Consider the following 12,306-nt stretch of genomic DNA (forward strand, 5'->3'; position numbering starts at 1 on the left):
AGGCGATTGATGGAACAATGCGTGACATGCCGAACGCCGCATCCTCCGCCTCGACGCGCCAGCGCATCATCACCGCCGTCCTGCAGATCATCGGCGAGGACGGGGTCGCCGCGGTCACCAACCGGCGGATCGCCCGGCAGGCGGGAGTGTCGCTGGGTTCGGTGACGTACCACTTCGAGACCCAGCACGATCTGCTGCGCGAGAGCCTGCTGCACTTCGTGCGCGAGGAGGCCCGGCACTTCACCGAGCTGGCGGACCAGTGCCGGACCGACGGCATCGGCATGGAGGAGGCCGCGTCCCTGGCCGGCCAGGTCGCGTGCGGCACGGCGCTGGACAGCGCCCATCTCGCTCCGTTCGAGCTGTACATCCACGCGGGGCGCGACGAGCGGCTGCGGGAGGCGGCGGCGGAGGCGTTCAGGGCCTACGACCGGCTCGCCGCCAGGATCCTCACCGCTCTGGGCGTTCCCGGCGCGGAGCACCTGGCGGCCACCACGGTCGCCGTCGTGATGGGCCTGCAGCTACGGCGCCTGGCCACCGGAAGCCCCGCGGAGGACCTGGTCGACGCCCTCCTGCTGCTCGCGCGAGGGGCGGCCGCCCAGCAGGCGGAGCAGGACCAGCCGGCGTGAGACCTTCGGCCGGGGTGCCCCTCGGGGGCCTGGCCCGTGTCCACTTGGCGCACCGCACCGGCCCTGCCGCACGGCACGGACGCCCTCACACCTGGCGGTTCACCCCGTGTCCGGCACGGTCGTTCAGCTCACTTCGATCTTCGAGGCGTTCTCGGCCAGCCAGTCGTCGAAGCTCTTGAGGGCCGGGTTGATCTCGCGCAGCCGTGCGAGGTCGCGAGCGCCGGTGAACTCCCGGTCGAAGTCGCCGTAGTACTGGAACATGTTGGCGATCTCCTCGGCCGCCGGGACGTCGAGGGCGCGGAAGGCGTCGTACGGAATGGACCGGAAGCGCACCGGCTCGCCGAGCGCGGCCGCCAGCTTCTCGGCGTACTGCGCGCCGGTGAGGTGGTCGCCCGCCAGGCCGATGGTGCGGCCGATGAACCGCTCGCCGCCCTTGAGGAGGGCGAGCGTGATGCGGCCGATGTCCGCCACGTCCACCCCGGAGAGCAGCTTTCCGTCCTCGAACGGCATGGTCAGCGTCAGCACGCCGTCCTCGGCGCGCCGGGGAGCGAACGGACCGAGAAAGCCCTGGAAGAAGTAGGTGGTGTTCAGGAAGATCGTGGGCACCCCGGCCTCCGTGAACAGCCGGTTGCTCTCGCCCTTGGCGTCGAAGTGGGGCACGTTGTACTCGTCCTGCAGGACCGGCATCCGGGGGTCGTCCAACGGGAGCAGCTCGCGGGTGTCCTCCAGGGTCGACCAGACCACGTGGCGCAGACCGGTCGCCTCGGCGGCCCGGACCAGGACCCTGATCTCCTCCTTCTCCTTCACCGCGGAGCCGTGCGCCCAGAAGTTGGTGACGAGGAAGGCTCCGTACGCTCCCTGGAACGCCTTGTGCACGGTCGGCTCGTCGTGGAAGTCCGCCCGTACGACCTCGGCTCCGAGCTCGGCGAGTTCCCGGGCGGCTACCGAATCCGGGTTCCGGGTGAGCGCGCGGACCGCGAATCCCGAGTCGGGGTCGGCGAGGATCGCCCGTGCGACACCCCCGCCCTGCGAGCCCGTGGCGCCGGTCACCGCGATGATCTTCTTGTCGCTCATGGCAGTCATCCTTGTCCGAGACGAGGGACGTCGAGTTGACGCATCACGACGCTAGGGCGGGCTGGTTGACGCGTCAACTTCCTATGGTGGTGAACAGGCCAGATCCACTCCGACGGCGTACGCCATGCCACGCGCGCCGCGGGCCGGCTCGGCCGGCACCGAGGTCCGGTCGGCTCAGGATTCCTCGTCGAGCTTCGCGACGACGCGCTCGGAGACCTCCCCCAGCGTCCGGAGCTCCGCCGGCGTGACATGGTCCAGGAACAGCGAACGAACCGCCGCCACATGGAGCGGAGCCGCCGCCTCGACGGCCGCCCGGCCCGCCTCCGTGATCACCACGAACGCGCCCCGGCCGTCCTCGGAGCACTCCTGCCGCACCACCAGGCCCCGTCCGGCCATGCGCGCGACGTGGTGGGACATCCGGCTCTTCTCCCACTCCAGCGTCCGCGCCAGACCCTGCTGGCGCTGCCGCCCCTCCGGCACGTCGGCCAGATGGACCAGGACGGCGAAGTCCGCCGCGGAGAGATCGGACTCCGCCTGCAACAGGCGTGCCAGGCGGCCGCCGAGCCGCTCATGCAACCGGACGAAGCCCCGCCACGCCCGCTGCTCCTCCGCCGTCAACCAGTCAGCTGATTCCGCCACGAGGACGAGTGTACCCAGGTGGTTGATACGTCACCCATGCCCCGGCCTCCGCCCGGCCCGGCCGAAGTCCGTCCCGGGCCCCCAGGTCATGACGTCCCGAGGCGCTTCGGGTGCTCCGTCGTCGCCGGCGCGCGTCGGAGGGGCGGCGGGTCGGCGGTCGTCTGCGCGGCGTGCACCAGATCGGTCTGATGGTGGGCGGTGCCGGCGCGGAGGACCAGTGGGGTGCGTACGAGGTGGCTGAAGTCGGTGAAGGGATCGCCGTCGACGACGGTGAGGTCGGCGATCTTTCCGGGCTGGACCGTGCCGAGGTCGCCCTCGACTCCGAACAGCCGCGCTGGGGTTGCGGTGGCGCACAGCAGCGCCTGGCCGGGCGAGAAGCCGTGGGCGTGCAGGGCGCGCAGGGCCAGGTGGAGCGAGAGGCCGGCCGGGACCAGTGGAGCGTCGGTGCCCAGGGCGAGCAGGGCGCCGTGTGCGGCGAGGCCGAGGTAGTCGGCCATCTCGGTGGCGAGGGCCTGTCGTTGGCGGTCGGTGGGCGGTGTGTGGGCGCGTTCGCGGACGGCGGCGGTGTCCCAGGGCGGCATGAGGGTGAGCACGCGGGGGTCGTCGGCGAGGCCGGGGTCGGCGCCGAGCAGGAACTGCGCACTGAAGGGGGTCATGATCATGGCGAAGCCGCCATCGGTGTACTGCTGGACGAGGTCCTGGTGGATGCGGCCCATGGGGGTGGTGGCGTGACCGTACGGCAGCCGCTGGGTCGCCTGCAGGTGGGTGGTGAGGTCCTGTCCGGCCGCGCGGCCCGGTGCGCACAAGTGGCTGCCGCTGGGGACTCCGAGCAGGTGAGCGGTGTCGGCGGCCTGGGCCATGATCTCACCGGAGGCGCGGACGTAGGTCTTCACGAAGTCGACCTTCAGGGCGGTGGCCCGCTCCAGGGTGCGCCGTACGCCGGCGGGGGTGCGGTGAGCGCGGCCCATAAAGTAGGCCGTGCGGGCTCCGTCGATCAATTCGGCGCAAGCCAGGAGCCGCGGGCCGGTGCTGTGGCCGGAGGCCAGGGACTCGCGCAGCCGGACCGCCTCGTACAAGGGGGCGCCCAGGCAGGCTGTGGTGGTGATGCCGTAGGCGAGCGCGGTGAGGCTGTGCCGGGCGCCGTAGGTGGCGCTGTAGGGGTGGGTGTGGGCGTCGAACAGGCCGGGCAGCACGGTGTGTTGCGAGGCGTCGACGGTGCGGTGTCCGGGCCGGCGCGGACGGTGTGGTTCGACCGCGACGACACGGCCGCCGTCGATGAGGATGTCCACGTCCTCGCGCGGTGCGCTGCCGGTGCCGTCCCACAACTGGCCGGCGTGGACGCGGAGTCGTTCGCGGCCGCGGGCCGGCCGGTGGCTGATCGGTACGGCGAGTGTGCGGGGGCCGGCCAGCGCCGGGGCGGCGGTGAGGTCGAGGAGGCGGAGCCGGCCCGAGGACAGGTAGAGCAGGGTGTTGGTCTTCCGTGCCCAGGTGGGGTGGTCGGCCGGTTCGTCGGTGAGCCGGCGGGCGGGGCCGGTCGGGGTGCCGTCGGCGGCGACGGGCAGCAGCCACAGCGCCGACTCGGCGACCAGTGCCATCCAGCGGCCGTCGGGCGACCACGCGGGCCCTGCGGCGGCGCGGTCGGACAGGGACTGGTGAGCGGCGGGCAGATGGCGCTTCTCGGTGCCGGTACGGGTGTCGACGACGCGGATGAGGTGATAGCCCTCCCGGAAGCGGCGGTTGAGCCGGTTGCGGTCGCAGAAGGCCAGGTACCGGCCGTCGGGCGACCATGTCGGAGCGCCCGGCGGGCCGTCGGTGGCCAGTGGCCGGGCCAGCACCCGCTCCTCGCCACCGACCGGGTCGCACAGCAGCAGGTTGCCGGTGACGTCCTGGCAGGCGAGGCGGGAGCCGTCCGGGGACAGCGCCGGATTCAGCCGGCCGGGACCGGTGACCGGCTCGTCGTGACCGCTGTCGAGGCGCAGTCGGCGTACGGCCGTCAGTCCGTCCCGGTCGCTGCAGTACAGCAGGCTCCGTCCGTCCGGTGCCCAGGCGGGCATCTGCACGTGGTGGACGGCGGCGGCCTGTGCCACCTTGCGGGGCATGCCGTCGACGGGCAGCACCCAGAGGGCGTTCAGCGCCACGAACGCCACGCTGCTGCCGTCCGGGGACAGGGCCGGCAGGTGGATGCCGCGCACGGGCCCGGCAGCCTCCCACGAGGACGGCTTGCGGCGCCGGCGGGGTCGCGGGACCGGCATCCGGGCGCTGAAGGGAATGTCCCGCACCGAGCCGGACGCGTCGAGGGTGCGGATGCGGAGCCGGCCGTCGGCGACGTAGAGGAGCCGGCCGTCCCCGAGCCAGCACGGCGGTGCCGCCGCCAGATCCTCGTCCTCGGTCACGACCCGGCCGTCGACCATGAGCGTTGCCCGCGCGGCCGGCAGCGACGGGGAACCCGTGATGCCGGACAGGTGCAGCCAGGCGACACGGCCTGAGGGCGACACGGCCGGGCACAGCAGCCGGCCCTCCCGCACCTTCCGGATCACGTGCTCGGGACCGCCCATGAGGGGCACCCGGACCAGTGACAGGCCCCCGTCGGTGCCGCCGTCGGCCGTGTGGGCGGCGCGGACACACACCACGGAGCGCCCGTCCGGCCACCAGACCGGGTCGAAGTCCTCGTGGTTCCCGCCGGTCAGCCGGACGGGGCGGCCGCCGTCCGCGCCCATGGTCCACAGTCCGAACGGTGCCCCGGCCACCGCGTCGCCCCCGCGCTCGGAGGAGAGGACGAGGCGGGTGCCGTCGGGTGACCAGGCCACGCCTCGGTCGTCCCAGGGGCCGTCGGTGATTTGGCGCAGCCCGGTTCCGTCGGTCCGCAGCGTCCACAGATGGAACCCGCCGCCCCGGTAGCCGCCCACCGCCAGCCGTCCGGCGTCGGGCGACAGAACCGGACGAGTTGCCTCCAGTTCCCAGTCGGTGATCCGCTCCGCCACCCCGCCCTCCGGCGGCACGCGCCACAGGACGCCCTGCACTTCGGCGATCAGCACGGAGCCGTCCCGCGAAGCGGTCACCGAACCGCCGGTCAGTTCCCGGTAGTGCAGCAACCGCTGGCCTACGGCGGTGGGCGCCGCCGCGACCGCGAGTGCTGCCGGGGACGCGGCCACCAGTCCGGCGGCGGACGCCCGCAGGAGGCCACGGCGGCTGAGAGGGCCGTCGCTCATCGTCATCGGTCTCCTCACCACCGGCAGTTGGCGGATCCATGGTGTCGACCGACGGAGCCGAGTGCCCGACGACGCGCCCGCACCGCGTCGAATCGCCGTCACGGCCATGCGCCAGGACGAAGCCCCGGCTCGGCGAAGGCATGCCGCCCTGTCAGCCCTCCCACCACGGCTTCGCGTCGTCCACGGCGACGAACTCGTGGAAGTCCATGTTGCTGATCTCCAGGTTGCACGCCATCGACCCGACCTCGCGGCAGGGAAGGACGGTGGACTGCCCCGGAGTGTCGTACAGGTCGACGACGGTCAGGGGCCGGCCGGGCTCGGCGAAGGTCCTGGCGTCGGCGAGTACGACCAGCGTGGTGTGCTCCTCGGGTGGGACCAGCGCCGGTACAGGGCCCGGCCCGAGGCCCTCGAAGGCCCGGTCGTCCACGACCAGCGCCTCCAACGGGTAGTGCTCCGGGTCGATCTCGTCGGGGTCGAGGCCGGTGCCGACCCAGCCGTCCTCGTCCGCCCCGCCCAACTCGCCGAGCAGGGCGCGCCAGCCGTCCTCGTCGTCGAAGGAGGTGCGGACCAGCAGGGCCGCGGTGGAGGAGGGCAGCGGCGGGAAGGGCCGGTTCGGCGGCGCGGTCGGCGTGGGGAACGCGGGCCGGCCGCCGTCGCCCTGGTACACGCCGTAGTGGTCCATGCCGCGCACCAGGTCGTCGAACGTGAGCGTCCCGCCCAGCAGGGCGGCCAGGATGCCGCCGAGCCGGGCCGACGGGGCGCGGACGCCGCGCCCCGGTATCGCCGCCAGGTCCACCAGCAACGGCCCGGCACCGCCGTAGACCATGGAGATGTCCGCCAGCACGACGACCGGAGCCCCGGGACCGCCGTCCGGGACCAGCGCCGGTACGTTGCCGCCGTGCAGCTGGTCCCAGCCAAGGCCTTCGACCGGGTGGAGCCGTACTCCACCGTCCCCGAGGACGAGTACGTCGTCCTCCCGGCGGCCTCCGATCCGGTCGAGCAGTCCGCCCCACAGCGCCCTGCCCTCCTCGTAGCACGTGCAGAGCAACAGCACCGCACCGGGCGCGGGCTGGGGAAGCGCGGGAAAGGACATGACGCTCCTTCGACGGACTGGCGTGGGATTCAGGACACGGGCCGAGCGGTCCGGAGGCCGGGCACTTCCCGTCGCCCCGCGCACCGAGCGGAGTTCGCGGTCAGGCCCGTCACGGCCGGCCGGTGAGCAGGTGGCCGATGGCCGCGATGCCTTCGGCGACGGCTCGTTCGCCGACGTTGCCGAAGCCGAGGACGATGTGGGCGGGTGCGGCCGCGTTGGAGGCGCGGCAGGTACTCATGCCGTAAATGCCGACGGACCGCTCGCGGGCGGCGGAGACGACATGGTGTTCGTCGGCGTCCGCGGGCAGGTGGGCCACCGCGTGGAAGCCGGCCGCGAGTCCGGTGACCGGCAGCCCGGGGGCGTGTTCGGCGAGCGCCGCGAGCAGGGCGGTACGACGGGTGGCGTAGGTGGCGCGCATGCGGCGCAGGTGGCGGTCGAAGCGTCCGGACTCGATCAGCCGGGCCAGGGCGAGCTGGTCGAGCGTGGGCGTGCCGCGGTCACTGCGGTTCTTGTGCTCGGCGAGCACGTCGGTCAGGGCGGGCGGACAGATCATCCAGCCGATCCGCAGGGCGGGCGCGAGGGATTTGCTGACGGTGCCGAGGGAGATGACCCGGTCGGGCGCCAGGCCCTGAAGCGCGCCGACGGGTTCGCGGTCGTAGCGGAATTCGGCGTCGTAGTCGTCCTCGATGATGACCGCGTCCTGGTCCCTGGCCCATTCGACGAGGGCGAGCCGGCGTTTCGGGGCGAGGGCGACGCCGGTCGGCCACTGGTGGGCGGGGGTGACCACGACGGCGCGGGCGCCGGTCGCCGCCAGTGCCCGTACGTCGATGCCGTGCTCGTCGACGGGCACGGGAACCGCACGCAGCCCCGCGGCCGTGGCGCACGCGCGGACGGTGGCGGGTGAGCCGGGGTCCTCGAAGGCCACCGTCCCCGCACCACCGGCGGCGAGGACGTGGAGGGCGAGGCCGACACCCTGCGCGTAGCCGTTGCAGACGAGGATGTGTTCCGGGTCGGCCGCCGCGGCACGGACCCGGCGCAGGTAGCCGGCGAGGACCTCGCGGAGGGCCCGACTGCCGCGCGGATCACCGTAGTCGAGGTCCGCGCTCGGCATGGCGCGTGCCGCCTCACGCGTGGCCCAGAGCCAGTCCTGGAGGGGGAAGCCGGCCAAGTCCGGTACGCCCCAGCGGAAGTCGGCCACCAGGCGGGACGCGGTCCGCTGCGGCTGCGTGGACGCGGGCGGTGCCGCGGCGCCGGCCGCCACGCGGGTGGCGGAGCCGGCACGCGTCACCAGGTAGCCCTCCGCCTGGAGTTGGGCGTAGCACTCCTGCACCAGCCCGCGTGAGACGCCGAGCGTGCGGGCCAGCTCCCGGGAGGAGGGCAGCCGCTCGCCGACCCGCACGCGGGCGGTGCGGATGGCGTCCCGCAGGCCGTGCTCCACCTGTGCGCGCAGGGGCAGGGCGCTGCTCCGGTCGACGACCAGCAGCAGCTCGGGCGGGCAACTGGACCACTCCGGCGGCATGGAACCGGAGCTTACCGCGATCCGGTCGGCCGCTTAGCGTCGTCCCGTGACCGATACTCCCGACGTGAAGTCGACGGCACCACTTCCGCGCCCACCGCTGCTGACCCGGCCGCTGCTGCTGCGTTTCGTCTCCGTACTGGGCACCTCGACCAGCTTCTACCTGCTGCTGTCGGTCGTCCCGGCCTATGCCACGACCGGCGGCGCAGGCGACGGCGCGGCCGGACTGGCCACCGGCGCGCTGATGCTGACGACGGTGGTGGGCGAACTCGCGACACCCGCTCTGGTCGGCCGCTACGGATACCGCGTGCTGCTGATCGGCGGCCTGGTCCTGCTGGGCGCACCGGCGCTGGCGCTGACGGTCTCCCGGGACCTGTGGTGGATCGTGGGTGTCTGTCTGGTGCGCGGACTGGGGTTCGCTTTCACGGTGGTCGCGGGAGGTGCGCTGACCGCATCGCTCATCCCGGCCGAACGGCGTGGCGAGGGCCTGGCCCTGGTGGGCATCGTCGGCGGGCTGCCGTCGCTGGTGGCGCTGCCGCTGGGGGTGTGGCTGGCCGAGCACGCGGGCTACGGGGTGGTGTTCGCGGCGGGGGCCGTCGCCGCGCTGGCCGCGATCCTGGCGGTGCCCGGACTGCCCGACCGGATCGAGGCGTCGGGGCGGCCCGTCGGCATGACCGAAGGGCTGCGCACGGCCGGACTCCGGCGCCCCGCGACGGTGTTCGCGGCGACGGCCGTCGCGGCCGGGATCGTCGTCACCTTCCTGCCGCTCGCCGTGCCCGGCTCGGCCACGGTCGCCGTGGCCCTGCTCGTGCAGCCCGCGACGACCACGCTCGCCCGCTGGGTCGCCGGCCGGCGGGGGGACCGGCACGGCGCCGGCGGGCTGGTGCTGCCCGGGCTGCTGCTGTCGGCCGCCGGCACGCTGATGATGGCCCTGACCGGCAGCGCGGTGGCCGTCGTCGTCGCGGTCGGGGTGTTCGGGGTGGGCTTCGGCATCGCGCAGAACGCCACCTTGACGCTGATGTACGCGCGGGTCCCGGCGGCCGGCTACGGCACCGTCAGCGCGCTGTGGAACTTCGCGTACGACGCCGGCATGGGCACCGGCGCCGTCGCGTTCGGCTGGCTCGCGGCGGGAACCGGTTACCCCTGGGCGTTCGCCCTGACCGGCGTCGCGATGCTGACCGCCGTGCTACCGGCACGGCACACCCACCGCGCCCCCACCCAGGTTGACGCCCCGCGGACAAGCGCCCCCGCGCCGCTCAAGTGAGGGGCGACAGGCGGCCAGGTTCACGGCGCCGCCTCGGTGTGGTCACGGCAGGGGGGAGCTGAGGGTCAGTTGCTCGGCCGGGGGTGAAGGCCGTACGGGGAGATCGCGGCGGCGGCCGGGGCCACGCTGGTGGCCGGCGTGGAGGGCGGATCCTTCGGGGGCCAGGTCGGATTGAACTGGAGGATTTCCGCGGTGGCGACGCCGGCGGTGATGAACGGGTCGGAGGCGAGAGCGGACTCGACGGCCGACCGGTCGCCCTCCGCTATGACCAGTCCGCCCGTACGGGGCTCCAGAGGGCCCGCGAGACGTGCCAGCCCTGTGGCGAACACTCCGTGCGGGTTGGCGTAGTGGGCGTCCCTGAGCGCGTCGATGCTCTCCAACGGCGCGCGGTACCTGAACACGATCACGAACATGCCTTCAGTCAAGGGCATGCGGGTCCGTGAGCGCCAAGACCGGTCCATGACTGCGGCCATAGGCTGGAGCCTATGGCCGCGGATGGGAGTCGGTGAATCGGGCATGGACGAGATCCCGGGCGTGGAGCTGCGTCATCTGCGGTACTTCGCCGCCGTCGCCGAGGCCGGCACCGTCACCGAGGCGGCCAGGCGCCTGCGGATCGCGCAGCCGAGCCTCAGCCAGCAGATCCGGCTGCTGGAACAGCGCATCGGCACACCGCTGTTCCGCCGGCTGCCGCAGGGCATGGAACTCACCGAAGGAGGGCGTCTGCTGCTCGACGGCGTCAACCGGGCGCTGGGCGAACTGAGTTCGTCCGTCGCGGCGGCGCGCGCCGCGGTTCCGGTGGCGACCGTCGGCGTGTGCCGAGGGGTGGCGCAGTCGGTGCTGGCCCGGGCGGAGCAGATCATCACCCGCGCGGGCCGCCACCGGATCTCCTACCGACAGGCCGACTCCCGCAGCCAGGTGCATCAGCTACGGGCCGGCACGCTGGCCTTCGGCCTCCTGCGCGCACCCGTGGACCCCACCGGCCTGGAGGCTCGCACGATCAACGACGAGCCTCTGGGTCTCGTCCTGCACCCTCGCCACCCGCTCGCCCACCGGCCCCGGCTGACCTGGCCGGACCTCACCGGACAGCGGTTGCTGTGGTTTCCGCCGGAACGTGCCCCCGGTTACGCGGCCGCCGTCCTCGCGCACCTGCGTGACCGGGGCTGGAGCCCCGAGACCGTCCCGGAGGACCACGGCGGTCACACCCTGTTCCGCCACCGGCTCATCGGAGAGGACGACCTGGTCGCGCTGCGGCCCTTGAGCAGTTCGCAGGGTGACCCGGATCTCGTGTGGCGCCCGGTCGGCCCGGAGCCACCGCACGAACAGCTGCTCCTGGTCGCCTCCGCCCGCACTTCCTGGGGCTCCTGTCTGAGGAACAGCGGCCGGTGACGGCGACGTACCGAGCCCCGACGCCCCTGGCCCACCCCGTGGCCGGTTCGACCCCGACCACGTTCGGTCGCGGCTTCCGCAGGGCAGCATCGTTCCATGGTCGACTACATACCCTCCCCCGACGAGGTGACCGCCGCGCAGACCCCCGACGGCGGCTGGACGAAGAAGCAGCTCGCGCAATGGGGGGTGCCCTGGCCGCCACCGTCGGGCTGGCGCAAGCACCTCGCGGCGAAGTGGAGGGGTGAGGACGTGGGCCCGCTGACTGCGGAGGAACCGGACCAGGACACCCTGTTCTGACGCACTCGGCGTTCCGCGTCCGGCGTCGTACCGGGGCGGCCGGCACCGCTCGCGCCGCTCGCAGCGGCGCAAGCGGTGTACCCTTGGTGTGTTCGTGCTTGATCAGGAGCTGTCGAGGAAGAGGGAGGTGAGGTTGATGACCGCGCTCAAGGCCACCGTGCGCAGTGCCCGAGTCTCCCTCACGTCCCGGGCCGTGGCCTGATCCCTCCTGTCCGCCTCCGCCGAGAGCGTGAGCTCGCGGGGCTCTCACACGAACACCGTCCGAAACGGATCCTCATCATCATGGGCAACACCTGGATCACGCGCGCCGAGACCAGCGCCGACATCCCCGCCATTCGCGACATCATCGTCGCCGCCTTCCCCACCCCTGCGGAGGCCGACCTCGTCGACGCCCTGCGCGCCGACCCGACCGCCTGGATCGAGGTCCTCTCCCTCGTCGCGGCGGACGAGTCCGGCCGCCCGGTGGGTCACGCGCTGCTGACCCGCTGCCACATCGGCGACATCCCGGCCCTGTGCCTGGCCCCATGCGCCGTGCGCCCGGAGCAGCAGCGGACCGGCGCGGGCAGCGCGGCCGTCCGCGCGGCGCTGTCCGCGGCGAGGTCACTGGGCGAGCACCACGTGGTGGTGCTCGGGCATCCGTCCTACTACCCCCGGTTCGGATTCCACCGCGCCTCGGAGTACGGCATCGTCCTGTCCATCGACGTTCCCGACGAGGCCTTGATGGCACTCAGCCTCGACGCCGGCCATCCGCTCCCCGGCGGAACCGTCCGCTACGCCGCTCCGTTCGGCATCTGAGCCGACCCGTTGCCGCGCGGGGGCGTACTGCACGCCCCCGCGCGGCCGTGGGTGGCCCCGCGTCGCCGGTTGCCGAGGGCAGGCGGCGCGAACCCGGCCCGGCTGCGCCGCAGTTCCGCCAGGCGCCGCTCGGGCAGCCAGGACACCTCGGTGCCGCCCCACCAGAGGAGCCCCGGGTGGGCCGGTCCATCCCGGCGAGGCAGTGCAGCAAGGTGGTCTTGCCGGAACCGGACGGTCCCATCACCGCCGTGAACGTCCCCGGCGCGAGGGCCACCGACACCCCGCGCAACGCCCGCACGGCGGCGGCGCCTCGTCCGTACTGCCGGTGCAGGTCTTGCGCCCTGGCGGCGGTTCCCGTCCCGGTGTCCGTCGTCATCTCAGCCATGCCCTCGTCCTCGGCGGGCGGC

12 protein-coding genes are annotated in these 12,306 nt (G+C 73.4%); 5 read left to right on the forward strand and 7 right to left on the reverse strand.

The genetic code is table 11. From position 1 onward, the window contains the following. The first annotated feature begins 26 nt into the window (after positions 1-26). Complete coding sequence (locus tag FHS34_RS11195) at positions 27-626, forward strand: TetR/AcrR family transcriptional regulator (RefSeq protein WP_184963764.1); 600 nt, start codon at positions 27-29, stop codon at positions 624-626. Between the two features lie 123 nt (positions 627-749). Here the strand turns inward: FHS34_RS11195 and FHS34_RS11200 are convergent, their stop codons facing one another. The 5 genes from FHS34_RS11200 to pdxR form a co-directional block, all read right to left on the reverse strand. Next, the gene (locus tag FHS34_RS11200; protein WP_184963766.1) at positions 750-1,700 is read right to left on the reverse strand and encodes an NmrA/HSCARG family protein; all 951 of its coding nucleotides are present in this window, start codon (positions 1,698-1,700) and stop codon (positions 750-752) included. Between the two features lie 174 nt (positions 1,701-1,874). Next, entirely contained in the window at positions 1,875-2,339 is a 465-nt protein-coding gene (locus FHS34_RS11205) for a MarR family winged helix-turn-helix transcriptional regulator (RefSeq protein WP_184963768.1), read from the reverse strand. Positions 2,340-2,425: 86 nt separating this feature from the next. Then, the gene (locus FHS34_RS11210) at positions 2,426-5,548 is read right to left on the reverse strand and encodes an amidohydrolase family protein (RefSeq protein ID WP_225817339.1); all 3,123 of its coding nucleotides are present in this window, start codon (positions 5,546-5,548) and stop codon (positions 2,426-2,428) included. 151 nt (positions 5,549-5,699) lie between these two features. Next, positions 5,700-6,641 carry a DUF6924 domain-containing protein gene (locus FHS34_RS11215; protein ID WP_184963772.1) on the reverse strand — a complete coding sequence of 314 codons (942 nt, stop codon included), beginning with the start codon at positions 6,639-6,641 and terminating at the stop codon, positions 5,700-5,702. A 109-nt stretch (positions 6,642-6,750) separates the two neighbouring features. Then, the gene (gene pdxR, locus FHS34_RS11220) at positions 6,751-8,160 is read right to left on the reverse strand and encodes a MocR-like pyridoxine biosynthesis transcription factor PdxR (RefSeq protein WP_184963774.1); all 1,410 of its coding nucleotides are present in this window, start codon (positions 8,158-8,160) and stop codon (positions 6,751-6,753) included. Between the two features lie 46 nt (positions 8,161-8,206). Here pdxR and FHS34_RS11225 point away from each other — a divergent pair, with 46 nt between their 5' ends. Then, positions 8,207-9,421 (forward strand): MFS transporter, encoded by a 1,215-nt coding sequence (locus tag FHS34_RS11225; protein WP_225817340.1) that lies wholly within the window; start codon positions 8,207-8,209, stop codon positions 9,419-9,421. Between the two features lie 65 nt (positions 9,422-9,486). Here the strand turns inward: FHS34_RS11225 and FHS34_RS11230 are convergent, their stop codons facing one another. Beyond that, positions 9,487-9,834: a YciI family protein gene (locus FHS34_RS11230; RefSeq protein WP_184964290.1), complete on the reverse strand. Its 348-nt coding sequence runs from the start codon at positions 9,832-9,834 to the stop codon at positions 9,487-9,489. A 103-nt stretch (positions 9,835-9,937) separates the two neighbouring features. On the opposite strand from FHS34_RS11230, the gene FHS34_RS11235 reads away from it, so the two are divergent. From FHS34_RS11235 to FHS34_RS11245, 3 genes are all read left to right on the forward strand, one after another. After that, positions 9,938-10,807 carry a LysR family transcriptional regulator gene (locus tag FHS34_RS11235; RefSeq protein WP_184963776.1) on the forward strand — a complete coding sequence of 290 codons (870 nt, stop codon included), beginning with the start codon at positions 9,938-9,940 and terminating at the stop codon, positions 10,805-10,807. A gap of 96 nt (positions 10,808-10,903) precedes the next feature. After that, positions 10,904-11,104, forward strand: coding sequence for a hypothetical protein (locus tag FHS34_RS11240; RefSeq protein ID WP_184963778.1), 201 nt, complete (start codon positions 10,904-10,906; stop codon positions 11,102-11,104). Positions 11,105-11,386: 282 nt separating this feature from the next. Continuing rightward, a complete protein-coding gene (locus tag FHS34_RS11245) occupies positions 11,387-11,899 on the forward strand; it encodes a GNAT family N-acetyltransferase (RefSeq protein ID WP_184963780.1) in 513 nt (170 codons plus the stop codon). Here FHS34_RS11245 and FHS34_RS11250 read toward each other — a convergent pair. Beyond that, positions 11,832-12,284 (reverse strand): ATP-binding cassette domain-containing protein, encoded by a 453-nt coding sequence (locus tag FHS34_RS11250; protein ID WP_372478549.1) that lies wholly within the window; start codon positions 12,282-12,284, stop codon positions 11,832-11,834. The two genes, FHS34_RS11245 and FHS34_RS11250, sit on opposite strands and share 68 nt — an antisense overlap. Between the last annotated feature and the right edge of the window lie 22 nt (positions 12,285-12,306).

The organism is Streptomyces echinatus (assembly GCF_014203595.1).
Taxonomy (GTDB): domain Bacteria; phylum Actinomycetota; class Actinomycetes; order Streptomycetales; family Streptomycetaceae; genus Streptomyces; species Streptomyces echinatus.